At 69.7% G+C, this 24,916-nt stretch carries 19 protein-coding genes and 2 pseudogenes; 12 read left to right on the forward strand and 9 right to left on the reverse strand.

Translation table 11 applies throughout. The features are described 5' to 3' along the window. Positions 1–4 precede the first annotated feature (4 nt). The 4 genes from ACWDLG_RS23405 to ACWDLG_RS23420 all read left to right on the forward strand — a co-directional run bounded on the left by ACWDLG_RS23405 (position 5) and on the right by ACWDLG_RS23420 (position 2,922). The gene (locus tag ACWDLG_RS23405; RefSeq protein ID WP_449923075.1) at positions 5–823 is read left to right on the forward strand and encodes an alpha/beta fold hydrolase; all 819 of its coding nucleotides are present in this window, start codon (positions 5–7) and stop codon (positions 821–823) included. Between the two features lie 9 nt (positions 824–832). Next, a complete protein-coding gene (locus tag ACWDLG_RS23410; protein ID WP_449923078.1) occupies positions 833–1,630 on the forward strand; it encodes an alpha/beta hydrolase in 798 nt (265 codons plus the stop codon). Positions 1,631–1,706: 76 nt separating this feature from the next. Continuing rightward, complete coding sequence (locus tag ACWDLG_RS23415; RefSeq protein ID WP_449923081.1) at positions 1,707–2,000, forward strand: WhiB family transcriptional regulator; 294 nt, start codon at positions 1,707–1,709, stop codon at positions 1,998–2,000. Positions 2,001–2,130: 130 nt separating this feature from the next. After that, a complete protein-coding gene (locus ACWDLG_RS23420; protein ID WP_449923084.1) occupies positions 2,131–2,922 on the forward strand; it encodes an MBL fold metallo-hydrolase in 792 nt (263 codons plus the stop codon). A 74-nt stretch (positions 2,923–2,996) separates the two neighbouring features. On the opposite strand, the gene ACWDLG_RS23425 is transcribed toward ACWDLG_RS23420, so the two are convergent. Continuing rightward, the gene (locus ACWDLG_RS23425) at positions 2,997–3,659 is read right to left on the reverse strand and encodes a recombinase family protein (RefSeq protein ID WP_449923901.1); all 663 of its coding nucleotides are present in this window, start codon (positions 3,657–3,659) and stop codon (positions 2,997–2,999) included. Positions 3,660–3,713: 54 nt separating this feature from the next. Next, positions 3,714–3,842, reverse strand: a pseudogene (locus tag ACWDLG_RS23430) (zinc finger domain-containing protein); the annotation flags it as partial. A gap of 169 nt (positions 3,843–4,011) precedes the next feature. Between ACWDLG_RS23430 and ACWDLG_RS23435 the strand changes: the two are divergent. Then, on the forward strand, positions 4,012–5,019 hold the full coding sequence (locus ACWDLG_RS23435) for an RNA polymerase subunit sigma-70 (protein WP_449923087.1): 1,008 nt from the start codon (positions 4,012–4,014) through the stop codon (positions 5,017–5,019). A gap of 249 nt (positions 5,020–5,268) precedes the next feature. On the opposite strand, the gene ACWDLG_RS23440 is transcribed toward ACWDLG_RS23435, so the two are convergent. Next, positions 5,269–5,853: a dihydrofolate reductase family protein gene (locus ACWDLG_RS23440; protein ID WP_449923090.1), complete on the reverse strand. Its 585-nt coding sequence runs from the start codon at positions 5,851–5,853 to the stop codon at positions 5,269–5,271. A 566-nt stretch (positions 5,854–6,419) separates the two neighbouring features. On the opposite strand from ACWDLG_RS23440, the gene ACWDLG_RS23445 reads away from it, so the two are divergent. Next, positions 6,420–6,665 carry a Tn3 family transposase gene (locus ACWDLG_RS23445; RefSeq protein WP_449923093.1) on the forward strand — a complete coding sequence of 82 codons (246 nt, stop codon included), beginning with the start codon at positions 6,420–6,422 and terminating at the stop codon, positions 6,663–6,665. A 388-nt stretch (positions 6,666–7,053) separates the two neighbouring features. Here the strand turns inward: ACWDLG_RS23445 and ACWDLG_RS23450 are convergent, their stop codons facing one another. The 3 genes from ACWDLG_RS23450 to ACWDLG_RS23460 all read right to left on the reverse strand — a co-directional run bounded on the left by ACWDLG_RS23450 (position 7,054) and on the right by ACWDLG_RS23460 (position 12,357). Further along, the gene (locus ACWDLG_RS23450; protein ID WP_449923096.1) at positions 7,054–9,138 is read right to left on the reverse strand and encodes a prolyl oligopeptidase family serine peptidase; all 2,085 of its coding nucleotides are present in this window, start codon (positions 9,136–9,138) and stop codon (positions 7,054–7,056) included. Between the two features lie 458 nt (positions 9,139–9,596). After that, a complete protein-coding gene (rox, locus tag ACWDLG_RS23455; protein ID WP_449923904.1) occupies positions 9,597–11,021 on the reverse strand; it encodes a rifampin monooxygenase in 1,425 nt (474 codons plus the stop codon). A 682-nt stretch (positions 11,022–11,703) separates the two neighbouring features. After that, on the reverse strand, positions 11,704–12,357 hold the full coding sequence (locus ACWDLG_RS23460; RefSeq protein WP_449923099.1) for a TetR/AcrR family transcriptional regulator: 654 nt from the start codon (positions 12,355–12,357) through the stop codon (positions 11,704–11,706). A gap of 97 nt (positions 12,358–12,454) precedes the next feature. On the opposite strand from ACWDLG_RS23460, the gene ACWDLG_RS23465 reads away from it, so the two are divergent. From ACWDLG_RS23465 to ACWDLG_RS23480, 4 genes and pseudogenes are all read left to right on the forward strand, one after another. Continuing rightward, a complete protein-coding gene (locus ACWDLG_RS23465; protein WP_449923102.1) occupies positions 12,455–13,471 on the forward strand; it encodes a hypothetical protein in 1,017 nt (338 codons plus the stop codon). 110 nt (positions 13,472–13,581) lie between these two features. Continuing rightward, entirely contained in the window at positions 13,582–15,141 is a 1,560-nt protein-coding gene (locus ACWDLG_RS23470) for an FAD-dependent oxidoreductase (RefSeq protein ID WP_449923105.1), read from the forward strand. 359 nt (positions 15,142–15,500) lie between these two features. Next, a complete protein-coding gene (locus tag ACWDLG_RS23475; RefSeq protein WP_449923108.1) occupies positions 15,501–16,316 on the forward strand; it encodes a CPBP family glutamic-type intramembrane protease in 816 nt (271 codons plus the stop codon). A gap of 32 nt (positions 16,317–16,348) precedes the next feature. Beyond that, positions 16,349–16,542, forward strand: a pseudogene (locus tag ACWDLG_RS23480) (ISAzo13-like element transposase-related protein); the annotation flags it as partial. A 467-nt stretch (positions 16,543–17,009) separates the two neighbouring features. Here ACWDLG_RS23480 and ACWDLG_RS23485 read toward each other — a convergent pair. Continuing rightward, on the reverse strand, positions 17,010–18,575 hold the full coding sequence (locus tag ACWDLG_RS23485; RefSeq protein ID WP_449923111.1) for an alpha/beta hydrolase: 1,566 nt from the start codon (positions 18,573–18,575) through the stop codon (positions 17,010–17,012). Positions 18,576–19,003: 428 nt separating this feature from the next. Here ACWDLG_RS23485 and ACWDLG_RS23490 point away from each other — a divergent pair, with 428 nt between their 5' ends. Next, the gene (locus ACWDLG_RS23490; protein WP_449923113.1) at positions 19,004–19,150 is read left to right on the forward strand and encodes a hypothetical protein; all 147 of its coding nucleotides are present in this window, start codon (positions 19,004–19,006) and stop codon (positions 19,148–19,150) included. A gap of 101 nt (positions 19,151–19,251) precedes the next feature. On the opposite strand, the gene ACWDLG_RS23495 is transcribed toward ACWDLG_RS23490, so the two are convergent. Then, entirely contained in the window at positions 19,252–19,704 is a 453-nt protein-coding gene (locus ACWDLG_RS23495; protein WP_449923116.1) for a VOC family protein, read from the reverse strand. Between the two features lie 687 nt (positions 19,705–20,391). Between ACWDLG_RS23495 and ACWDLG_RS23500 the strand changes: the two genes are divergently transcribed. Next, complete coding sequence (locus tag ACWDLG_RS23500) at positions 20,392–23,898, forward strand: S8 family peptidase (protein ID WP_449923119.1); 3,507 nt, start codon at positions 20,392–20,394, stop codon at positions 23,896–23,898. Positions 23,899–23,901: 3 nt separating this feature from the next. Here the strand turns inward: ACWDLG_RS23500 and ACWDLG_RS23505 are convergent, their stop codons facing one another. Beyond that, entirely contained in the window at positions 23,902–24,864 is a 963-nt protein-coding gene (locus ACWDLG_RS23505; protein WP_449923121.1) for a helix-turn-helix domain-containing protein, read from the reverse strand. Between the last annotated feature and the right edge of the window lie 52 nt (positions 24,865–24,916).

A 24,916-nucleotide genomic window follows, 5' to 3' on the forward strand; every position in this document is an offset into this window, starting at 1 on the left:
TGACGTGACCCTCCTACGCCGGGCCGGCCGCCTGCTGGGCGCCCTCGTCACGAGCTGTGCCCTGATCCTCGGACTGGGCGGAGCGACCGTCTCCGCCTCCGCGGCCCCCGCCAAGCCGACCGTGGTCCTGGTGCACGGGGCGTTCGCCGACGCCTCGGGCTTCAACCAGGTCATCGGCCTGCTGCAGCGGGCCGGCTTCCCCGTCATCGCCCCGGCCAACCCGCTCAGGGACACCGCCGGTGACGCGGCCTACATCTCCAGCGTCCTCGACACCATCACCGGGCCGGTCATCCTCGCCGCCCACTCCTACGGCGGCATCGTCATCACCAACGCCGCCCGCGGGCACGACAATGTCAAAGCCCTGGTCTACCTCGGCGCCTTCGCACCCGACGAGGGCGAGAGCGCGCTGCAACTGGCCCAGCAATTCCCCGGCAGCGAACTCGGCACAGCCCTGATCACGCGGAAGTACCCGGTGCCGGGCCGTACCGAACTCGGGACCGACGGCTACATCGACCCCGCCAAGTTCAGGGCGGTGTTCGCCGCCGACCTGCCCGAGTCCACCACCCGGCTGATGGCCGCCACCCAGCGGCCCGGCAGCGTCGAAGGACTCTCAGGACCCAGCGGTGTGCCCGCCTGGAAGACCATCCCGTCCTGGTACCTCATCCCGGCCCAGGACAAGGTCATCCCGGCCGCCGCCCAGCGCTTCATGGCCAAGCGCGCCGGCAGCAAGGTCACCGAGATCAACTCCTCGCACGTGGTCATGATGTCCCACCCCGCCGCCGCCACGGCCGTCATCCTCGCCGCCTACGCCGCCACCCGCTAGGAGCAGCCGATGAAACCCGACACGATCGTCCTGATCCATGGCTTCTGGGTCACCCCGCGGAGCTGGGAGAACTGGATCGCCCACTACGAGGCCAAGGGGTTCCGGGTGCTCGCCCCCGCCTACCCCGGCTTCGAGGTCGAGGTCGAAGCGCTCAACGCCGACCCCACGCCCATCGAGCGGGTCACCGTCCCGCAGATCATCGACTCCCTGGAGAAGCTCGTCAGCGGCCTGGAGCGGCCGCCGATCCTCATGGGACACTCCGCCGGCGGCGTGTTCACCCAGATCCTGCTCGACCACGGGTACGGCACGGCCGGCGTGGCGATCAACTCCGCCCCGACCGAGGGGGTGAAGGTCATCCCGCTCTCGCAGGTCAAGGCCACCTTCCCGATGCTCAGGAACCCGGCCAACCGGCACAAGGCGGTCGGCCTGGACTACGAGCACTGGCGCTACGCCTTCACCAACACCTTCCCCGAGGGCGAGGCGCGGGCCGCCTACGAGCGCTACCACATCCCGGCCTCCGGGCACATCTTCTGGGGGAGCGCGCTGGCCAACATCCACCCCGGCAAGGACGACACCTACGTCGACTACCACAACAACGACCGCAAGCCGCTGCTGTTCATCTCCGGTGAGCACGACAACCTCATGCCGCCGAAGATCCAGCGCTCCAACGCCAAGCACTACAAGGCGCCGGACACGATCACCGAAGTGGTCGAGTTCCCCGGCCGCTCCCACCTGATCCCCGCCCAGCAGGGCTGGGACGAGGTCGCCGACCACGCCCTGAACTGGGCGCTCAGGCACGCCGGCTAAGGCGAGCAGGTCCGGCGTGACGGCACAGCCACGCCGGACCTCACTCCCCGGTGACAGCCCACGACAAGGCACGGACATGACACAGCTGAACCTGCACTGGGCCGAGTCGGCGGCGTGCGGCGCCCAGGATCCGGACGTGTTCTTCCCGCTGGACTGGAAGACCGTCCCGGCGGCACAGACCGCAGAAATCCGCCGGATCTGCACCTCCTGCCCCGTCAGGCTCCCGTGCCTGGAATGGGCGGTGACCACAGGCGAACCGGACGGCATGTGGGCCGCGACCACCCCGGCCGACCGCCGCCGCATGCGGGCCGCCCAAAGGCCGGCATCTCCCTCAGCGCACCCACCCACACGGGCCCGTTCACAGAGCTGACCTCACGGGAACCGCTCTGCAGAGGAGGCGATGAACCTCGTTCCAGGCGGCACCCTCCTCCCCCCACCATCGCCGTTGCCAACGGCTTGCGGGCCCTGACCGGCACCACACCACACAAGGAAGCGGTCACGTGACGAACGTCCACTTCACCCATATCGGCGGCCCGACCGTGCTCATCGAGTTCGGCGGCTGGCACCTGCTCACCGATCCCACCTTCGACGCTCCCGGGCAGACCTACTCCTTCGGGTGGGGCACCTCCTCACGCAAACTCACCGGACCAGCCGTGAGCGCCGCCGATCTGCCACCCATCGACGCCATCCTGCTCACCCACGTCCACCACGGCGACAACCTCGACCACGGCGGCCGGGCCCTGCTGCCGGACGCGGGAACCGTGGTGACCACCCGGTCGGGAGCCCATGCCCTCCCGGTGGCGGCTCGCGGCCTGCTCGCCGGCGAATCGACCCGCCTGGAAGCGCCCGGCCGCCCGCCCATCGACATCCTGGCCACACCCTGCCGGCACGGGCCGCCGCTGAGCCGCCCGATCACCGGCGAGGTGATCGGATTCGCCCTGACCTGGCCAGGCCAGGCCCACGGCCCGCTCTGGATCACCGGCGACACCGTCGACCATCGGGCGCTGCGCCGGGCCGCCGCCGCGATCCGGCCCAGCACGGTGCTGCTCCATCTGGGCGGCGTCGGCTTCCCGCTGACCGGGCCGTTGCGGTACAGCATGACCGGGCGCCAGGCCGTACGGCTGTGCCGGACCTTTACCCCGCGCACGGTGCTGCCGGTCCATTACGAGGGCTGGGCGCACTTCCGGCAGGGCCGCGACGGCGTCGAGCGCGACCTGGCGCGAGCTCCGGAACAGATCAGGGGCCTGTTCCGGTGGCTCCCGCGAGGTGCGGCGGCACAGTTCCAGATCTGACCTCTTCGGGTTGAGCGGGCGTCGGGCTCCTGCTCAACCCGAAGCCGTTGGCGTGAGCCGACGAACTGGGGGTGTCAGGTCGGCGTGCCCTCGTTGTCTGCGAGGATGCGGTAGACGCTGGCCACGGAGGGGTTGCTGCCCTTGTTCTTGCCCGTGGGGATGATCAGCTTGGACGCGATGTCGGGCACCGCCACACCGCGTTCGCGTAGCGTTCGCGCGTAGGCGATCATGTCGTCGTCGAAGACCTTGGAGCGGCCTCCGTGGCGGCCGCGCTCGCGGGCCGAGGCCTGGCCCTCCAGCGATTTCTCGCGCACGTACTCGCGCTCGGACTCGGCCATGCCGGCGAAGAAGGCGAACAGTGCGGCGCCGTGCCCGGACGGGTCGTAGACGCCTTGCAGCGGGCCGGTGAGCAGCTCCAGTTCGATGTCGTGGTGGCGTAGGTCTTCGGCGATGGTGAGCAGTTCGGCGGCGCCGCGTCCGAGGCGTTTCATCTCGTGCACGGTGAGGATCACGCGCTGGTGCGGGACGGCTTGCTTGATGGTGCGGGCGTACTGCTGCGCCTTGGCGAATTCGGGCCGTACCTTGATCCGGGTGCTGATCCTCTCGGAGAAGACCGGGTCGCATCCGGCGTCGGCCAGGGCGTCTAGCTGACTCTGGAGTTCCTGCTGGGCGGTGCTGCAGCGGGCGTAGCCGACGCGGGCCGGCTTCGTGGCGGCTTGCGGCGCCGGGGCGTGGATCGCCGCGCCTGCCGCCCAGCTACGACCGGGGCCGCGATCGGCCGGAGTGCGTACCTCGAGTTCGGCGCGTAGCTGGGGCGCCAGGGTGAAGCGCGAGGTGTGGTACTTCGGGGCGACCTTGCCGCCCCGGGTCCGGCAGGGGCTGCCCGCCGCAGCGGCGCACATCGGGCAGGCGAAGGCTTCGACGGCGGCGGCCGCCGACCCGAGAAGGGGCCCTCGACATCGAGGGTGTGTCCGACCCGACCCATCCGGCCTGACGAACGGCCCGGTGTCAGCGCTTCACCGCTCAGAAATCCTCCGCCACGTCGTCTGTTCTGGTGTCCCCTCGCCACCTGCGGAAGGATTGACGACCATGACCGACGCCAGACTGCTAGGCGACGACGAAGCCGCGTTCATCGCGGCGGCCCGCTCACATGACGCAGCACAGTTCGCGCTCATCACGGAGCGCTACCGGCGTGAGCTGCAGGTGCACTGCTACCGGATGCTCGCGAACTACGAGGACGCCCAGGACATGACGCAGGAGACGTTCCTGCGGGCGTGGAACAAGCGGGAGTCGTTCAAGGGCCACGCTGCGCTGCGGACCTGGCTGTACCGGATTGCGACGAACGCCTGCCTCGACTTCCTGGACAAGCGCAACGACCGCACACCCGTGCCTGCCGAGCTGCCGGGAGCGGGCTCGGAAGTGCACTACCTGCAGCCCTACCCGGACCGGATGCTCCCGGAGGACCCGCAGGAATCGGTGGTGGCGCGGGAGACGATCGAGCTGGCGTTCATCGTCGCCGTCCAGCACCTGCCGCCGCGGCAGCGGGCGGTGTTCATCGTGCGCGACGTCCTCGGCTGGCCGGCGTCGAAGGCCGCCGACGCCCTCGAGCTGACCGTCGCATCGGTGACCAGCGCACTGCAGCGGGCGCGCGTGACGATGCGCGAGCAACTGCCCGACCGCCGCCTCGACTGGCGGCGCTCAGCCACGCACGAGCTGTCGGATGACGAGCGCGACGTGGTGAAGTCGTACATCGACGCCCATGAGCGCAACGACCTCGACGGGCTGATGGCCCTGCTGCGCGACGACCTGCGCTTCGCGATGCTGCCCGACCCGGGCACCTTGATCGTCACGGCCAAGGACGCGGTGGACGGCTGGGTCTCCAGTGGGCTCTTCCAGTGCGGCTACGACGACTGGCGCTGCATCGCCACGACGGTCAACCGCATGCCTGCCGCCGCGCTGTACCTCCGCACCCCCGACGACCCGGAATACCGTTTGTTCACCATCGCGGTCCTGCACATCGTCAACGGGAAGATCGCCGAGCTCACCGGATTCGACGCCACCGACAAACCATGGCTGGGCCTGCCCGCGACGCTGTGATCAGGCAAGTCGCCATCGTCGACGAGTCCTGCGCACGGGCCGGCCTTACCGAAGTCACCGCGGAATGAGCACCCCGACCAGCTGAACACCAACGCGGCAACGCGAACACCACCGCCCCGCCGGCGTTGCCGGCGGGGCATCTTCATGCCCGAAGAACATCGTCACGATCAACGGCGCCGTCGTCCTCATCTTCAGCGAGTCGGTCAACAACTCACTCGGAACGCAAGGAAGCGCCGGGAGAAGGTTCCCTCATCGCCGCGTCTCGTATCGGGTCAGCATCACGCCGCCGGGAAATGTCCGCGTCTCGACCAGGTTCAGGTTCACCCAGCTGTCCAGCGCGGTGAAGAACGGCGTGCCGCCGCCCACCAGGACCGGCACGGTGACCAGCGCGTACTCGTCGATCAGCCCGGCCCGCATGGCCGCCCCGGCGAGCGTCGCGCCGCCGATGTCCATCGGGCCGCCGTCCTCGGCCTTGAGCCGGGCGATCTCGGCGACCGCGTCACCGGTGACCAGGCGGGTGTTCCAGTCGACCTTGTCGATCGTCGATGAGAACACCACCTTCGGCATGTCCCGCCAGAGGCGCGCGAACTCGATCTCCGCCGGCGTGGCGTTGGGCCGCTGGTCGCCGGTCGGCCAGTGGGAGCTCATCGCCTCCCACAGCTTGCGCCCGTACAGCGACAGATCGCTCGCCCGCATCTGGTCATACCACCACTGGAACAGCTCGGCGCTCGGCGATGAGTCCGGCCCCTCTCCCCCACCCCAGCCGATGTCGTCGCCGGTCGCGGCGATGTAGCCGTCCAGGGTCACGTTCATGCCGAAGATCAGTTTCCGCATCCTGCCAGCCTCCTGTGAGTCGATCTCACACGTACAGACGGGCGCGGCGCGGAAACCTAATCGGTGCGCGATCTGCGTCCGCGGGTAGCACTCGCGTTCCTGACTCAGCACCCGGCGTACTCGGCGGGCTCGAGCACCACCGACCGGATCTCGATTTCACCCTCGCGAACGCCTGGTCACACAGCTCACAGCGCCGGGCCCTCTCACCGCGCTGGAGATCGCCAAGCAGTTCCCGACGCTGGGCATCTCGCTCGGCGACCAGCGGCCGCAAGATCCGCGAGTACCTACCTCTCTACCAGCGCCGACGCATGTGCCCAAGGCCTGGACCGAGGCGATCACCGATGCCGCCAGCGGCCGGATCGAGCGCATCCCGTACGAGTTGTGCGTGCTGATCGCGTTGCGCGAGGCTTTGCGCCGCCGGGAGGTCTACGTTGAGGGCGCGGGCCGCTGGCGCAACCCGGATGAGGACCTGCCCGGCGGACAACCGCGACGTGCACTACGCCGCGCTTGCCAAAAGGAGAACTGGAACGGCGCCAACGACAAGATCTTCTGCGGCAAGGAAAGGCGTGCTCACCGGCCCCGACCGCGAGCACGCCGAGGTCTCCATGCTGGCGCTGCACCTGCTGCAGTCCTGCCTGGTCTACGTCAACACCCTGCTGCTGCAGGCGGTGCTGGCCGACCCGGCCTGGGCCGAGCGGCTCACGGCAGAGGACCGGCGCGGCCTATCACCGCTGTTCTGGTCGCACATCAACCCCTACGGCCGCTTCCACCTCGACATGGCCAAGCGTCTGGACCTGTCCGGCGTCGCCTGAAAGCAGCTTCTGGTCCTCCTGTCCCCCGTCACCGCCCGAACGCCCGCCACCACGACCCTTTGACGGCTTTGCCGCGGTAGACAGCGTCGTGACGGCGCGCCGCCACTCACGCGGTGACGGCCTGCTCAACCTTGTCGCGCGGGCGCCTCGTCGTAGGCACCGCCGAAGATGCGGCTCTCCCAGAGCCACCTGTCCCCGCCGGGATGGGCGGTCAGGCCCCGTTGCCGGTCCCGGTGACGAACTGGGACAGGTAGCCGCCGTCCTTGGCAGCCTGTCGAGGACCGCCAGCTCGCCACCAGGGTTGAGCGTCACACGCAGGCCGGGATCGACCGGGCCGTGACGTGGCTGAGGGCGCGTGCGTGTGCCGTACCCGACATGTCTGTCGTCATCATGACCCGTCGGACGCGTGCAGGATGAAGGCCAGCACATCGGCGAGCAGCGCCTGCTCCTGGTCTCTGGTCGAGCCGGCGCCATGCCAGCCGTGCTCCTCGACGCGCATCAGCACCGGCCGGCCGGAGGCCGTGGCCGCCTGCAGGCGAGCAGCAAGCTTCGCCGGCTGCCACGGCGGCACCCGCGCGTCGCGCAGGCCGGCGGTCAGCAACACCGCCGGGTACGGCACGCCGTCGTGAACCCGCAGGTAGGCGTCGATGATCAGAAGGGCACGCAGGCCCTCCTCGGTGGTGATGCTGCCGAACTCGGGCACGTTAATCGGCCCGCTCTCGGTGAACTCGTTGCGCGTGGCGTTCACCGTCGGCACGTGCATCGCCATGGCCGCCCACAGATCGGGGCGGCGCACCAGCGCGCCGCCGGTGGGGATGCCGCCGCTGCTGGCGCCCTCGGCGGCCAGCCGTCCCGGGCGGGTGTAGCCGAGGGCGATAAGATGTTCGGCGCAGTCGATGAAGTCCGTGATGGTGGCCTCCTTGCGCTCGCCGCGCCCGGCCTCGTGCCATTCGCGGCCGTAGGTGCCGCCGCCGCGCAGGTGCGCGACGGCGTAGACGCCGCCGCGCTCGTACCAGGCGAGCATCTCGGGACGGAACTCCGGCAGGTCGATGAACCCGTGGGAGCCGTAGCCGGTGAGCACGGTCGGGTTGTCGCCGTCCAGCTCCAGGTCCTTGTGGTGGATGACGGTGAGCGGGATCGGCGTCCCGTCCTGCGCGGGCGCGTACAGGGTGCGGGCGTGCACGTCGCCGAAGTCCACCGGTGAGCGGGGCGCCAGCCCGGTGTCCTGGAGGGACTGGCCGTCGTAGCGGTAGAGCCGTGGCGCGTCGGTCCAGCCGGCCACCAGCAGCAGGGCTTCGGGCCGCGTCGGGTGGGTGGTCCACTCCAGGATGGTGCCGTCCACTGGCATCGGGAGGTCGGCGGGCTCGCCGCCGGACAGGGGCGCGTGCCGTATCCGGCTGACGCCGCCGTCGAGATCGCGCACCAGCAGCCGGTCGCCCACCACCCGCACCGTCTCCACCGCCCGCTCACCCGCGGGCACGACCACCCGGGCTCGGGACAGATCGGGTGCGGCAAGCGGAACGGCCAGCACGCGGGAGCGCGGCGCGTCCCGGTGGGAGACCAGGTAGAGGGTGTCGTGGCTGGTGGCGAAGGCGGTCACGCCGTCCGCTGCGCCCGCGACCGTCCGCCACGGGCAGGCGTCCGGGTCGGCCAGCCCGGCGCGCGGCGCCACGTATATCGTGCAGTCGCTCAGCTGCTCGCTGGTCCAGGGCCAGGGACTGAGCGCGCCGTGGGAGATGATCGCCAGCATCCACTCGCCGTGCGGCGGCACCACCAGGAAGGGCCGGTCCTGCGGGGTCAGCTCGATGTGGGGATTGAGTCCGCGGGCCAGCACCACCGTGTCCTGCGCCGGGTCGGCGCCCAGCTGATGCAGGAAGGAGCGGCTGTCCAAGCGGTTCTGCTCCACGTAGCGGTGATAGACGAACGACCGGCTGTCCTCCAGCCAGCTCAGGAAGGCGAAACGCGTCGTGGGCGGGATCGTCTCCCGGAGGACTCCGGAGTCGGCGTCGATCACGTGGATGGAGCTGTCCTCCGACCCGGAGTCGGAGACGGCGCAGGCGACGTGGCGGCCGTCGGGGGAGGGCACGTACCAGTCGATGGCGTGGTGCCCGTCGCCGGGCACCGTGCCGGGGTCGAACAGGACCCTGCTCGCTCCGTCGGCCTCGGTCACCGTCAGCACCGGCACGCGGGCGTCCGGCTCGCGCACCAGGGCGAAGACCTTGTCGGCTGCCATCGCGAGGCCGAAGTACTGCGTGAGCGCGCTGCCCAGTTCGCGCATCCGGGTCAGCAGGCCGGCGCGGTGCGGCAGGGCGTCCAGGTGCTCGCGGGCGTGCCTGGCCTGGCCGTCCAGCCAGTGCTGGATCTCCTCGCCTTCGGTTTCCATCCACCGGTAGGGGTCCTCGAGTGTGATGCCGTGGAGGGTCTCGCGCACGACGTCCACCCGGGCGATCGGGGGTTCGGTGATGTCGCTCATATGCGCATGATCATATGCCGGAGATCCAGTGACTTATCGGACATTGGATCGCGCGCCCCTCCGCCGGGCTCGCCTGACTGCCTGGCTGCGGAGGGGATGTCGCACTCGCCAACCTCTCAACAAACGGCCGTCGACGGTTATTGAAGGGGTTTTTGACGGCCCCAGCGCCGCTTCCGAGGTCGATTTCATGATCTACAAAAAACGCTGCGAGTTACTTTGCCCTCGCCGTAGCTTCGGGAGCACTGGGCCCTTTTGTATGAAACGCGCGGATGCCTGCGCCGATGCACCCCGCGGTGCTCTTCCGCCGTCTCCCGGTCGCCACTCGGAGGCTAACCCTCCTCGCAGGCCGACCCTGGCGCCAGAGCACCGCGGTAGATGCTGCCTCCAGCCTTCCGATGGTCAGTCGCTGCTGGCCGTTCCGATCCTTCTCACGGACCTTTTCGGTTGCTCAGGCGACATCAGTTGGCGGGCTTGCCGAACCAGCGGGAGAGATGGTCGTCCAGGTCCTGCTGATCGTCGCCGATCCAGGCGACGTGGCCGTCGGGGCGTAGCAGGACGCACGGGACATCCAGTTCCGCAGTGCGATCCGCGAGGTAATCGACCCGGTCTGACCAGCCGCCGACGGTCAGACGTTCGGTGCGGTCCAGCAGCAGGCCGCGGCCGCGGTGCAGCAGACCGTAGAGGTGGCCCTGTTTCACGTCGATGTCGGGCAGGCGGCGGCCGAGCAGGTCGGGGCCTTCGCCGAAGTCGTAGCGGATGCCGATCGCGGTGATCTTCTCGATCAGATGGCGGTTCACCTCGTCGAAGTCCATCAGTTCGGTGAGCAGCCTGCGTACGGCCTGCGGGCCCGGTTCGGTGGACAGCAGTTCCATCTGGGCGCGGGTGTTGTCCAGCACGTCCTCGGCGACCGGATGACGTTCGGCCTGGTAGGTGTCCAGCAGTGTTTCCGGGGCCCAGCCGCGGACCTGTGCGGCCAGTTTCCAGCCGAGGTTGAATGCGTCCTGAACGCCCAGATTGAGGCCCTGTCCGCCGATGGGTGGATGGATGTGTGCCGCATCGCCGGCCAGTAGCACCCGCCCGACCCGATAACGTTCGGCCAGCCGGGTGGCGTCCCCGAAGCGGGACATCCAGCGCGGGGAGTGCACGCCGAAATCGGTTCCGGCGATGGTGCGCAACTGTTGTTTGAAATCCTCGAGGGTGGGCGGTTCCGCGCGATCGCCGACTCTCGCGGCGGGGACTACGACGCTGTAGACCCCTTCGCCGAAGGGCCGAAGCCACAATCGCTGATGGGTCTCGCGGATTTCGGTCACCTTGGCGGCGATCTCCTCGTGCGGCACACCCACTTCCATCTCGCCCATCAGCGTGTCGGTCCGCGAGGGCTCGCCAGGGAAGCCGACACCGAGCAGTTTGCGCACCGTACTGCGCGCGCCGTCACAGCCGACGAGAAAGCGTGAACGCAGCTGTTCCCCGTCGGCCAGCTCGACGGTCACACCCTCGTCGTCCTGCTCGAAACCGGCCACCGCACAACCGCGCCGGACCTGCGCACCCAGTTCGATCGCGTGTTCTTCAAGCAGACGTTCGATGACCGGCTGCGGGATACCCAGCAGATAGGCGTACGCGGAATCCAGGCCCTCGGGCGCGGGTTTGTTGATGGCGGCGAAGAAGCCACCGGCCGGACGCTGTCTTCCATGCTGGAGAATGCGCTCCAGCAGTCCGCGCATCGCCATCAGCTCGAGACTGCGAATATGCAGACCGACTATGCGGACGAACGACGCAGGTTCGGTTTCCTTCTCCAGAACGAGTACCCGCACATCGTGCAGCCGCAGTTCGGCGGCCAGCATCGCACCGGTCGGCCCGCACCCGGCAATGATCACATCGAACATGAGGGGCGCGCGATCGGCGCCGGAGGCCGGCGACCAGAGGACTCCGGGGACGTCGCCCACCGTGGAGTCACGCTCGACCCTGTCGTTCGACGACAGCTCGGCGGTGAATTGCGAAGAGTGCATAGGTGTTGCCTTTCGGGAGTGCCTTGGTGGCGAGGCGCTCCCGGCGACACCTACCTCAATCGCCCGACCGTGACGGGAAGGGGGAGCACCCACATCGATACAGCGTTCATGGGTCTCACCTCCTCGGGCGGCGTCACGATCAACTGCAAGCTACAAGCCCGAGCATCATCCCGTCCAATCCTTTCCCAGCCACGTGATCACGACTCCAAAGGGCTCGTGCGGCTGCAGGGCGAATCCGGCGTGGCGGCCCGGCTGGTCCCGGTCACGGTAGACGGTCTGATCCTGGCTGCCCCCATCCCGCCCCCCGGACGCGATGATCGAGCGAACAGGACGACGGCGGCCTGGCCCTGATGGTCAGGCTGCGAGGTCGAGGCGGCGGCCCATGTCGATGTCGATGGTGCCGTAGAGGTTGGCCTTGGACCAGAACAGCGGCGACCATCTGGTCGTTCTGCTGGGCGATGATCTCCGCAACGGTCATGACCCGCAAGCGCGATCTCTCACTCGGCTACCTGACAGCTGGGGACACGTTCGGGAGCGGAGGCCCCTTGCGGCGGGGAGTTCACGGATGCCGGTGGCGGAGTGCTCGTTGCTCGGCGGCGTCGAGTGCGGGTGTGAGGGGTGCGAGCGTGGTGCGAAGGAGCTCCGGGAGCGAGCTGGACGGCACGACGAGTCCGCTGGTTGTGGAGGACGCGGCAGTCGTCTGCAGCCATTGCTCGAGCGCCACGCGAACGGCGGCGGCCACGCTCGCGGCGAGCACACGGGCGGTGTGCGGGTCGGTGTCGCCGAGGCGTTCGGCGATCGCGTCGGTGAGGGGATGTTCGATCGCGGTGGTGGTTTCGACGAACGCGTCGCGCAGCGCGGGGCGGGTGGTGATCAGCAGCAGCGCGTCCCGGCCGGGCTCGCCTGGGGCGGTGTACTGATCCACGATCGCCTCGACGACGGCGTCCGCGAGGCCGACGCCATCGGGCCGGTCGGCCACTGCCGCCGCGACCCGCGCTTCCCGTTCGCTGGTGACGGCGGCGACGATCGCCTGCTCCCGGCTGGAGAAGTAGTTGTTGTACGTCCTCGGCGAGACGCCGGCGGCCTCGGCGATGTCATCGACGCGCACGTTGTCCGGTCCACGCTCAAGAGCCAGCCGCAGTGCCGCCGCGCTCAATGCCTCTCGGGTGGCCTGCTTCTTCTGCTCGCGCAACCCCGTTCGTCGTGTCGTCACGGTGTCAGCATAACGTGGGTGCGTGCACGCAAATTTGCGTGCACGCACTTTTTAGGCCTAACCTGGCGGCCTCACTCCGTCAGGAAGGACCAGAACGATGAGGGCCAAGGGCATCAGCTACGACACCGGCTTCGTCAAGAACGGAGCGATCTCCCGGAAGCACTTCGACCCGGACGCGGTCAAGCGCGAGTTGCGCATCATCCGCGACGACCTGCACTGCACCGCGGTCCGTGTCATGGGCGGTGACGCCGATCGGATCGAGCTGGCGGCGGCACACGCAGCCGAGCTGGGCCTTGAGGTCTGGTTCTCCCCCTATCCCCTCGAGCTGACAGCCGATGAGATGTTGTCGCTGTTCGCGGACTGTGCCGAACGCGCGGAGCGGCTGAGGCGGCGGGGAGCCGAGGTGGTGTTCGTCACCGGTGCTGAGCTGAGCCTGATGAATCCGGGGTTCCTGCCCGGAGACAGCACCGACGAGCGGGTCGCGTCGCTGAGACAGCCGGATCGCGTGCGGGAGCAGATCGGCGAGGTCAGCGCACGTGTCAACGAATTCCTCGGCACAGCCGTGGCACTGGTCCGCGAGCGCTTCGGCGGCAGGGTGACCTACGCCTCCGTGCCGCTTGAGCGCGTCGACTGGGCGCTCTTCGACATCATGTCCGTGGATCTGTATCGGTCGGCCGAGATCGCCGACCGTTTCGCCGAAGGCGTCCGTGGCCTGGTCGCGCAGGGCAAGCCGGTCGCGATCACCGAGTTCGGCGCGGCCTGCTACCAGGGTGCCGGTGACAGGGGCGCTCTCGGTCTGGAGATCGTCGAGTACGACGAAGCCGGCCCTGTCCGGTTGAACGGTGAGTACGCCCGGGACGAGGACGGGCAGGCCAGGCATGTGCTTGAGCTGCTGGAGGCATTCGACGCCGGCGGCGTCGACAGCACGTTCGTGTTCACCTTCGCGCTGTACGACCATGTGCACCGCCCCGACGGCGCTCCCCGCGACGACCTGGACCTGGCCAGTTACGGCATCGTCAAGGTCTACGAGGACCGGCTCGGAGCCGCCTACCCCGACATGCCCTGGGAACCCAAGGCCGCCTTCACCACCCTCGCTGAGTACTACCGCGGCTGACCACGTCCCAAAGACCGCAACCCGGAGCGAGCCGCACCGGCACCGCCCACGGCCCTGCGCTTCAGCGCTCCATCCGTCCCGTCCCCTTCCGTACGAATCAAGGAGAACACGTGATCACAGATGTCGTCATCGCCGGCGGCGGCCCGAACGGGCTGATGCTGGCCTGCGAACTGAGCCTGGCAGGGGCCCGGCCGGTCGTGCTGGAGCGGCTGGTCGAGCCCAGCGAGGAACCGAAGGCGAACGGATTGCTCGGCCAGGTGGTGAAAATGCTCGACCACCGGGGGCTGCATGAACGTCTCAGTGGCAGCCCACAACCTCCGCAGCCGAACTCCGGATACTTCATGTTCGGCGCGATGGGCCTGGACCTGAGCCTGCTGCAGGACAGCCCCGTCTATGCCCTGCCGGTGCCGCAGCGACGCATAGTGCAGGTCCTGCAGGAGCGCGCCATCGAACTCGGCGTGGAGATCCGGCGAGGACACGAGGTCGTCGGCCTGTCGCAGGACGACGACGCGGTGACCATCGACGTCGCGAGCCCGGGCGAGGCCTACCAATTGCGGGCCCGGTACCTCGTCGGCGCGGATGGAGCACACAGCACCACGCGCAAGCTCTCCGGCATCACATTCCCCGGCATCACCTACGACCGGATGACCGTCCGCTCAGCGCACGCGACGGTCCCGGCGGACTGGGTCGATCCCGCGACCGGTGCGCTGAACGTGCCCGGCCACGGCGCTGTCCTGCCGTTCCTGCCCCACCGCACCGAACACGGAGGGTTCTCCTACGCGCCGATGCCCGGCCACCCACCGCTGGTCAGCACCACAGAGTGGGACCGGCCCGAGACCGACGCCCCAATGAGCCTCGACGAGTTGCGGGCGAGCATCCGCCGCGTGCTCGGCGTCGACGTGCCGCTCGGTCCACCCGACGGCGCAGGGCCGCACGTGCTGCGCCGGCTGGCCGGCGGGAACACCCGAATCGCCGAACGGTTCGCCGACGGCCGAGTGTTCCTGATCGGTGACGCCGCGCACGTGTACGCCGCCACGGGAGGTGGTCCAGGGCTCAACCTCGGCCTGCAGGACGCGGTCAATCTCGGCTGGAAACTCGCCGCCGAGATCCGGGGAAGCGCCCCGTCCGGACTGCTGAACAGTTACGAGGCAGAGCGGCGATCGGCCGCCCAGCGCATGGTGCTGAACGCGCAGGCACAGGCGGCCCTGATCGCCCCAGGCAGCGATGTCACCGGACTGCGCGAGGTGTTCACCGAACTGCTCCGCGACCCGGACACCGTGCAGCGCCTGGCCGAACTCACCGCGGGCGCCGACGTCCGCTACGACATGGGCGAACGCGAGGCGCACCCTTTGACCGGCCGGTTCGCCCCGAACATGGAGCTGCACACTCCGACCGGGCCGGTCCGGCTGGCCGAGCTGACCAGAACCGCACGCCCTCTGCTGCTCGACCTGACCGAAGATGCGTCACTGGCGGAGACACTTGCCCCACGGCACGACCAGGTCGATATCGTCACGGCGCGCTCCCAGACCCCCGCGCCCACCGCCCTGCTCCTTCGACCGGACTGCTATGTGGCCTGGGCATCTGCATCCCCCCGGCCCGATCCCATGGAGATCGAAACACTCCGGGCAGCCTTGCAGCGGTGGTTCGGAGTCGAACCCGCCCACGCCTGAAGTCGTACGCGCTGACTCGGGCACGTACGTGGGCAGTCCCACGTTCGTTCTCCTGCTCACACAGACCGAGCCGTGAGCTTGGTGGCGGTCCGCGCCGTGCGCGGGCCGCCCCCGCCCACGCCTCCTCCACCTGGCGGCGCAGGGCCAGTCAGGGCGTCAGCCCCAGCTCACGCAGTTGCGCCGGCCGCAGCGGCCGCCATCCGCTGGTGTCGAGCTTGACGTGGCAGCGGCCGGCCAGGGGCGCACCGACCTGCTCACCCGTGGCCAGACCCGCCGCGACCTGCGCCTTTCACGGCGACTCGAAGCCGTGTCAGCGCGATGTCAGGTCCGTGTTAGGTCGCGGGGCCACCATTCTCGGCATGGATACAGCAATGCAGCCCCCGGCAGACACCCAAGGCGCCCAGCCGAGAGGCTTCGTCGCGAAGCTCCTCGCCGACCGTCACTCCGTCCCGTTCTCCATCGCACTGCACCTGGTGCCCGGCGCGGTCATCGTCGCCGTGTACGCGTTCATCGCCGCCCCCCTGGTCCGGGCGATAGGCTTCCCGATCTTCCTGGCCTGGGCCATCGCCCTCGCGGTTGTGCTCTTCCCGCTCCAGCTGTTCCTGCTGTGGCTGGGCAAGAAGCGGACCGGCCGCTTCACGATGAAGGGCGTCGTCCACTACCGCGACAAGCCGGTCTCGCGCGGCAAGGTCTTCTGGCTCGGGGCCGCGTGCCTCGTGTGGATGACCGTGGTCGCGCTCTCGCTGACCCCGCTGGACAACATCGTCTACGACTGGTTCTTCACCTGGGTGGACTACCAGGGCGCCGGCCCCGACGGCACCGCCTACCTCCAGGGCTACTCGCAGGAGCTCGTGCTCACCACGCTGCTCATCTGCGCACCGTTCACCGGCTTCACCCTGCCCCTGCTCGAGGAGTACTACTTCCGCGGCTTCCTGCTGCCCCGCCTCCCGCAGCTCGGCAAGTGGGCCCCGTTCTTCAACACCTTCTTCTTCTCGGTGTACCACTTCTGGGCCCCTTGGACGGTCCTGTCGAAGCTCGTCTTCCTCTACCCGGGCGTCTGGCTCGCCTGGAAGAAGCAGGACATCCGCATCTCGATCGCCATGCACCCCGGCTCGGCGCTGCTGATGACCGTGGTCGGCGTCATCGCCCTCGCCTCCGGCGCCTACTCGATGTAAGACCGCCCGAAACGAGGGGCGCCGTCCGCAGGGAGGGCTGGATGCGTCGATCCGGAGCGGTCCGCAAGCGCGCCGAGCAGGTCGACCCCCGGCTGCCCGCGGTGCTGGATGCGCTGGTGGAGCCGGCCACTCGGGGCGATCCGGAGTCGCCGCTGCGCTGGACGGCGTTGTCTTGAACACGCTCGCCACCGAGTTGACCTGCCAGGGGCAACCGGTCAGCAGGCCCGCGCCGACGGCCTCGCCGGGCCGCGACCGGCCAAGCTGCTTCACATCGGCGTCGCCCTGGCCGTCACCCTCCTCGCCGGCGGACTGCAGGTCGGCGCCCTGGCCTGGATCGGCCTGCCGCCCAGGCTCGACGAACTCACCACCGGCAACCTGCTGGAGATCATCAAGATTGCCCGTGCCGTGGTCGGCGGCGCTGTCGCCTACCGCAAACAGCGCCTGGCCGAGGAGGACAACCACCAGGCCCGCGACAGGCGGTCTTCGGCCTGCTGGACCGCTGCGGTGAGAGCGTCCGCGTGGACGTCGGGGAGGCTCCTGGCCCCGAGACTTGCGACGGCGAGCACGCCCGAAGAACGACAAGCACCTGTTCGCCGCTCTTGATGCCGCATTGCTGGCCGCCGTCGTCGGCCTTACCCTGAGGGCCCTACCACCCGCTCTGGCCGTAGAGCCCGATCATGTCTCATGAACGGCTCACCGTCGTCCGGCCGGAGCGCTGTCCTTGTCGCAGGTGGTGGCGCCGTCGGGCAGGATGCCGTCCACCAGATACCGGTTGACGGTGGCGTCCACGCAGGCGTTGCCCGCCGCGAGGTAGGCGCCGTGGCGGAAGGCGCCGCGCAGGGTGACCATGCGGGAGCCGGTCAGCGCTCGGTGCATGGCCCGCTGGCCGGGGTGGGGCGTGACGGGGTCGCCGTCGGCGCCGACGATCAGCATCGGGGTGTCGTTGCCGATCGTGGTAGGCGCCTCCACCGGTGTGGTCGGCCAGAAGGCGCAGGGGCTGATGTTGCGGGTCATCGGCCCGAACAGCGGCTCGCCGGCACGGTGGGCCTGGATCGCGCGGAAATAGGTCTCCAGGTCGCGAGAGGCGGCCCGGTCGGCGCAGAGGATCGAGGTTCCCGCCCGGTCCTCGGCCGTCCCCGAGCCGGTGAACAGGCCGTCGAGGGTCTCCTTCAGCGAGGCCGGGACGGCAGTGACCGCCTCTCCACGGGCGGCGTCGGCCAGCACCCGAACCTCCGCGGCGAAGCCGGCGTACGCCCTTGCGCTGTCGTCGTAGAGGCGGATGAACAGCAGATAGGGGACGTGGTGGGCGTCGATCCGGTACCCGCCGACCCGCAGCGGGCGCCGGGTGGCGGCCTGGTTCACGCGCTCCACAGTGGCCAGGACCTCGGCCTCGGTGGCGCCCAGGCCGTACTCGGCGTCGTGAGCGGCGGCCCATGAGGCCCAGTGCTTCAGTGCGGCGGTGATCGCCGGGCCGTTCTCGGACAGTAGATCGGGACCGTAGACGTCCGGATCGACCGCGCTGTCCAGCACGACCCGGTCGGCCCGGCCGCCGAACATCTGCGTGTAGACGGCGCCCAGGTAGGTGCCGTAGGAATAGCCGAGGTAGGACAGCTTGGACTCGCCGAGGGCGGCGCGGATGACGTCCATGTCGCGGGCGGTGTTGCGGGTGCTGGCGTACGGCAGCAGGCCACGGTTGCCTTGGACGCACCCGACCGCCAGCTTCTTCATGAGGACCACGCTCTCGTTGAAGGTGCGGCGGGTCGGGCCCGCCGAGCGGGTGGGGGTGTCGGTCGTCCACCGGCAGTGGATCGGCGTGCTACGGCCGACGAAGCGAGGATCCATCCCGATCAGGTCGTAGCGGGCCGCGACGGCGGGCATGAACGTGCCGAGGAGCGCGCGTTGCAGCCCGCGCCCGCCCGGACCACCGGGATTGATCAGCATGACGCCCCGGCGCCTGGCGGGGTCGGTTGCCTTGATTCGTGAGATCGCCACCGAGATGGTCCGTCCCTGGGGCCTGCGGTAGTCCAGCGGGACGGTGATCTCGGCGCACCGGGCGCCCGCCGCGTCCAGCTCCTCGCCGGTCTCGTCGTTCGGTCCCGTCTTACAGCCGTGCCAGTTGATCATTTGGTGCTGAAACCGGGCCAGTACTTCGGTCCCGGCGTCACCCGCGACGCTTGCCGATGCTTGGCCGGTGACCGCCATCCCCGCCAGCAGAGTCGCGCTCGTGGCGACGGCCGCGGCGATCTTTCGTGCACGCACAGGAAGCTCCTTTGTCCGGATGATCTCGTCACCCGACGCTAGGGTTCCGCGCGGTTGATCTTGATCGGCCATATGGCCGACCGGGATCGACCATACGGACATTCCCTCGTCGCCTCCGGCAGGAGGCGTTCGTCGAAGGGCTCTCAACGGAGGACACGTGATGGCGTCCTGCTGCTTCACGCTGCCTGACAGCGCCCTTCATGCGGGCCTTCTCGTCCCGACGCCGGGGCGTCACGCACGGTCACACAGCTCCGTGAGCAGGCGGGGTTTCGGTCCGGGTACGGCGGGATGGTGAGGCGCCGGTCCGGAGATGGGCCGCACGTGATGCTGGACGCCGAAGGCTTCCGCACGCCGTTCCTGCCCGGCTGGACGACGCCGTCCGGCGACCACGCACCTTGCCGTGCTGCGAGTTCGACACCCCAACCGGGGTGGACGCCAAGTACGCCGAGCTGGTCGAGGCCGGCCATCGCGGGATCGCCGAGCCGTTCGATGGGTTCTGGGGGATGCGCCACACCACGGTGGCCGACCCGGACAGCGGCGGCGCCGGCCTGTACGCCGCGCTTCCGGCCAGCTGAGCCCAGGGCTCCTCGACTGGTTTGGCCGCAGCCCGTGATCAGGTTCGCCCTCCGGGGCGCACGTCGAGGTTCCGCTCGCGCCCGTCCCCGGCCGGACGGGGTCAGGCGGGCGGGTCGGCGTAGACGCCGTGCAGCATGCCGGTGGCCTGGCCGACCTCGATGAGGTGCCCGTCCGGGTCGCGCATGTAGCAGCGGATCTCGGCCTTGCGGTCGATCGGCTCGGTGAGGAACCGGGCGCCGAGCGACGTCGCGTGCGTGTGGAAGGCGGCGATGTCGGCGACGCGGACGTTCATGAACGCGGTCACCGGGTCGCCGGGCTCGGGCGCCCGCAGCGTGACGTCCGGTTTGTCCGGGGTAGGCCCGCCGCCGGGGTTCATGATGATCCACGTGTTGGCGACCTTCACGATCGCCGGGTTCTCGTCAAGCACGACCTCGCCGCCCAGGACGTCCGCGTAGAACGCGCGCGAGCGGGCCACGTCCCGGACGGTCAGGAAGTGCGTGACCACGAGCCCTTCGACGGGCGCGGGCAGCTGTTCGCGGTCGACCATGCTCATCCCCTCACAGGCTGTGGTGCGCCCGGCGGGCGGGGTCGCTCTCCAGGGCGTCCCGATCCCAGCGGGCGAGTTCGGCGGTGGCCTCGCTGCAAGGTGGCGCGCATCTTGTGCCAGTTGGCCACGCGCAGCCGCGGCCGGACCTGCCGTCCCATCGCCGTCCCCCTCGGCCGATCGGTCGTGCGCCGTTCTCACGCAAGGGGGTCATGCCCGGCCGGACGGGGGGTTAGTCGGGCAGCGAACGTCACATATCGACCGGCCCCGCTCGGCGCCTTCGCGGCGGTGAGGTGCGAGAGCGCCATCAGCCGGCGGTCGAGCTGGTACGGCCTGCGGCCGAGCGCTGGTTCTTCTCCCAGCGGTGGTGAATCACCAGGCTCTTCCCGGAGTCGCGGGTGATGGGTGCCGATCCGGTGTCGAGCAGGTCGCCGATGTTGCAGATGAACGTCGATCCGGCTGCGCGGTGTGCACCTGGAGACCGCCGTTGCCGTCCTGGAACGGCAGCGTGAGCAGGCCGTGGTCGGTGTGCTCCTTTGACGCGCCCGGGCGATGCCGGTCATGTGTCCAGGTAACGCTGCACCCCTGTCGCATTAACGACATGGCAGACAAACGGCAGGTCTGCGCACTGGCGGGCAGGACCCGCCATCGCCACTCTCGTGATCACTAGTTGTTGATACGAGAGGTTCACCCCCCATGCACTGGTCCGCACATGTGGCGGCGGTGGGAATATCCGCCGCCGCCCTGCTGAGCTCTCCATCACCGGCGACGGCACAGCCTGCCGCCTCCGGCGTCCACCGCGTCACGTTGATCACCGGTGACGTGGTGACCGTCAGGCAGGCGGAACAGGGCAGGACCGCGGTAGAGGTGAAGCCGGGGCCCGGCCGTGAGCGGATGGGTTTCCACACCACCGAGGAGGACGGCGAGCTGCGGGTTCTGCCGGTCGACATGGTGCCCTACCTGGCGGCCAAGCGGCTGGACCCGAGCCTGTTCTCCGTGACCGACCTGATCGAGCAGGGCTACGACGACGCGACGACGGACAAGCTGCCGCTGCTCTTCGTCTACGACGCCATGGCCACCAGGACCGCGGCTCCGCTGGAGAGCGTCAACGGGCGGGCCGTGTCGGCGGACAAGCGCACGATCGGCCGGCTGTGGAAGTCTCTGGACGGTGAGCGGGCGAGCCTGGCCCAGGGCGTGGCGAAGATCTGGCTCGACGCCAAGGTCAAGGTCTCGCTCGATCACAGCGTGCCGCAGGTGGGCGCGCCCGAAGCGTGGCAGGCCGGGTTCGACGGCAAGGGCGTCAAGGTCGCCGTCCTCGACACCGGAGTCGACGCGGCCCACCAGGATCTCGCGGGCCGGGTGACGCGGACCAAGGTGTTCACCGGCGACCCGGACGTGAACGACGCCCACGGGCACGGCACCCATGTGGCCGCCACCATCGCGGGCGGGGTCGGTAAGAAGGGCGTCGCCCCGGGCGCGGAGCTGATCATCGGAAAGGTGCTCGGAGACGACGGGTCCGGCACTCTTTCCGGCGTCATCGAGGGCATGGAATGGGCCGCCGCCGAGGGAGCGTCGGTGATCAACATGAGCCTCGGCGGTGACGTCACCGACGGCACCGATCCGCTCAGCGTCGCCGTCGACAATCTCACCGAGCGGACCGGCGCGCTCTTCGTGGTCGCGGCCGGCAACGACGGCACGGCCTACTCCGTGGGCAGCCCCGGAGCGGCCACCTCCGCGCTGACCGTCGGGGCCGTGGACGGCAAGGACGCCATCGCGGACTTCTCCAGCAGGGGTCCGCGACTGGACGACGCGCCCAAGCCGGACCTCACGGCGCCTGGCGTGGGCATCGTCGCTGCCAGGGCGACGGGGACGGGGATGGGCCAGCCCGTCGACGAGCAGTACACGGCCGCGTCCGGCACCTCCATGGCGACCCCCCACGTGGCGGGGGCCGCCGCGATCCTCAAGCAGCGCCATCCCGAGTGGAAGGCGGCGCAGATCAAGGACGCCCTGGTGGGCTCGGCCAGGACGGTGGACGGCCAGCAGGTCGACGACGCGGGCGGGGGCAGGCTCGACGTGGCGCGCGCCCTGCGGCAGGGCGTGACGGCCACGGGCGTGGTCAACCTCGGCAGGCACGAGAAGGGTGAGGGGACAGGCACGGCCGAGGGCACGATCACGTACACCAACGGCACGGCGGCGCCGGTGACGCTGGAGCTCTCCAGCACCCTCACGGGCGCCGTGCTCAGCGCGCGGAACGTCACCGTCGCCGCCGGCGGCACCGCCGAGGTCCAGGTCCGGGTGGATCTGGCCAAGCTGCCCTTCGGCAGGTACGGCGGGCACGTCACCGCGACCGCGGGAACCGAGAGCGTGCACACGACGCTGGCGCTCACCTGGAAGGGACCACAGCACACGGTCCGCTTCACCGCCGTGGACGCGGCCGGCAAGCCCACCGGCACCGACACGCTGTCGATGTTCGGCGCGTCGCAGCAGGACGACGTCTTCACCTGGGTGCCCGAGCAGGGTCTGACCGTGGAGGTCTCCGAGGGCACGTACATGACGCAGGCGATCAACCTCGCGAACGGCTGGGGCCGCATGCACCCGCGCGACGGGCTCGTCGTCATTCCGGAGCTCAAGGTCGACCGTGACCTGGAGGTGGTCCTCGACTACCGCAGGACCAGCCCCGTCACCGTCAAGGTGAGCGAGCCGGTGGAGCAGGTGGGCATCTTCACCTACTTCACCCACCGTGCCTTCGGCTCGCGCAAGATCTCCCAGGGCGTCATGAACTTCGACGTCGTCGAGGGGCTCAACGTCTCGCCCACCCAGCCGGTCAGCGAGGGCACGTTCGAGTTCGCCTCCCGCTGGCAGCTGGTCGCGCCGAAGATCTCCGCGCGGGTGGCGGGCTCCGCGTACCCGATGGGCTTTCTCGGCGGCTCGCCCGGCGTGGAGGGCCGTCACCTGTGGCGGCTCGCGGAGGGGGCGGGCGCCGCTCGGGGCAAGGTCGCCGTGATGGGCGACCCGTCAGTGGCGTGGGGAGACGCCGCTCAGGCGGCGGTGAAGGCCGGGGCGGTCGCGGCGATCATCGTGATGACTCCCGATGACGCGCTCGGGCGTGGCTGGAACCCGGTCCAGGTCTCGCTGCCCATCCCGGTCATGCTGATCGCCAACGATCACGGCCAACGGCTGCTCGAACGGGTCAGGAAGGGTCACGCCCTGCTGGACATCAGCGGGACGATGGCGTCGCCGTACCTCTATGACGTCATGCAGGTCTCCAGCGGGCACGTGCCGGACGAGATCGTGCACGAGGTGAGCAACCGCAACACCGCACGGGTGGATACGAAATATCAGGACACGGGCGGTTTCGGGTGGGCCAAGGAGCAGCGGTTCGGCTGGCGGCCCTGGCAGGCCTACTCCCTGGGCAACCAGATGGAGACGCAGCGGATCGTGCGGACGCCGTTGCGGCGGGCCGAGTACATCAGCGCGGACGGCTCCTTCTGGCAGCACATCGTCAACCACCAGTTCACCTGGGACGACATGAACCGGTTGCGCGACGGGCTGACCGAGCCGCCCCGCACCTACCAGCCCGGTCAGCAGGTCAGCGAGAGCTGGCACGCGCCCGTCGTACGGCCCGCCATCCCGGACTGGCTGGCCCCCTCCACCCGCACGGGCGACACCCTGGAGATCCGCGTCCCCGAGTTCGTCGACGCCTCCGGCCACGCCTCCCGCGCAGGGGTCGACAACGACAGCGCCTCGGCCAGGTTCCTGAGAGACGGCAAGCTCGTGGAGGAACGCGACGCCGCGTGGGGCGCCTTCCCCGCCGTGCCGCAGGAGGCCGAGTACCGCCTGGAGCTGTCCACCAAGCGAACCTCCGAGGAATGGACGCGGGCGATCGCGACCGAGACGGCCTGGACGTTCAGGTCGAAGCAGGGCCAGCAGGTGCTGCCGCTGCTGCAGGTCGACTACGACGTACGGCCCGGCCTGCTCGGCTTCGCCGTACGGCACCAGAAGGGCGTGAGCGGGCTGACCGCCAAGGACCTGCGGCTGGAGCTGTCCTACGACGACGGCGTGACCTGGCGCAGGCAGCCCGTTCTCACCCTCGGCCACGGTCGCTACAGCGCGGTCGTCCTTCGTCCGCATCCGTCGCTTCGCGTCACCGCCACCGACTCCGGCGGCAACCAGGTCACGCAGACGGTGATCAGGGCCTACTGACCTTCACAGCCAATTCTCGCGGGCGGCGTGCCAGGCCAGCTGCATTCTGGTCTGGGCGCCCGCCTGCTCCATCAGGTGGGTGATCCGGCGCTGGACGGTCCGCTGCGACACCTTCAGCTGCGTGGCGATCGACTTATCGGGCACGCCCGCCACCAGCAACGACAGCAGGTAGAGGTGATCGGAGTCGAGCGGGCTGCCTGGCGTGGTGAGACTGACGGGGGTGGCCCGCTCCCAGAGGCTCTCGAACAGCGCCTTGAGCGCGTCCAGCAGGCTGCTCGGCCTGATCAGCGCCGCGGTGAGCTGGGTCAGCCCGCCGGTGTGCTGGATCAGCGGAAGCACGCCCAGCTCGCCGTCCGCGACGATCATCCGCACCGGCAGGGTGGGCAGGGCGCGCGCCTGCTCACCCAGCTTGATCCCGTCGGCGAGGTTGACCAGCATGCCTGGCTCCTCGAGCAGGGCGCGTTCGTACACGACGCGGTAGCCCACCCCACGTCGCAGCGCGGCCAGCTCCTCGGTGTTCTCCTGCGAGGTCATCGCCACGTGCCCGGCCCGGCAGAGGCAGACGACCTCGTGACGGGCGTTGTCCTGCAGCAGCCGCAGCTGCTCGCGCAGCGCCGTCCTGCTGGTGATCACCTCGACCAGCTGGGCGGCCTCGCGACGCCGCGCATGGGCCAGGTACTCCCCGGTGAGCTGCTCCACGGCCTGCCTGGCCCGGTCCACCTCCTCCTGCCGCCTGTGCAGCCGGGCCGCGAGCGCCACGTCCGGCGCGACGGCGCAGAACCTGTCGTGCTCTCCAGGTACGGCGCGCGCCAGGCCCTTGGCGAGCAGGGAGCCGAGCACCCGCCGCGCCGCTCCGCTCTCGACGCCGAGCTCTTCCGCCAGCTCGGTGGGCTCGACCCCGGCGGTCCTGACCAGGAGCCGGTAGGCGGCCTCCTCCTCGGCGCTCAGCCCCGCGGCGCTCAGCACGTCGCTCGGGAGACCCGGCGCGCGCCCGCCAGGCCGACATGAGCCACCGCAC

This window comes from Nonomuraea sp. NPDC003727, assembly GCF_053586935.1.

Coding starts and splice junctions, on each gene's coding strand:
- ACWDLG_RS23440 (WP_449923090.1), bottom strand. CDS start 5,853: ATGCGGAAACTGATCTTCGGCATGAACGTGACCCTGGACGGCTACATC.
- ACWDLG_RS23495 (WP_449923116.1), bottom strand. CDS start 19,704: ATGAGCATGGTCGACCGCGAACAGCTGCCCGCGCCCGTCGAAGGGCTC.
- ACWDLG_RS23415 (WP_449923081.1), top strand. CDS start 1,707: ATGACACAGCTGAACCTGCACTGGGCCGAGTCGGCGGCGTGCGGCGCC.
- rox (WP_449923904.1), bottom strand. CDS start 11,021: ATGTTCGATGTGATCATTGCCGGGTGCGGGCCGACCGGTGCGATGCTG.
- ACWDLG_RS23435 (WP_449923087.1), top strand. CDS start 4,012: ATGACCGACGCCAGACTGCTAGGCGACGACGAAGCCGCGTTCATCGCG.
- ACWDLG_RS23475 (WP_449923108.1), top strand. CDS start 15,501: ATGGATACAGCAATGCAGCCCCCGGCAGACACCCAAGGCGCCCAGCCG.
- ACWDLG_RS23410 (WP_449923078.1), top strand. CDS start 833: ATGAAACCCGACACGATCGTCCTGATCCATGGCTTCTGGGTCACCCCG.
- ACWDLG_RS23500 (WP_449923119.1), top strand. CDS start 20,392: ATGCACTGGTCCGCACATGTGGCGGCGGTGGGAATATCCGCCGCCGCC.
- ACWDLG_RS23465 (WP_449923102.1), top strand. CDS start 12,455: ATGAGGGCCAAGGGCATCAGCTACGACACCGGCTTCGTCAAGAACGGA.
- ACWDLG_RS23450 (WP_449923096.1), bottom strand. CDS start 9,138: ATGAGCGACATCACCGAACCCCCGATCGCCCGGGTGGACGTCGTGCGC.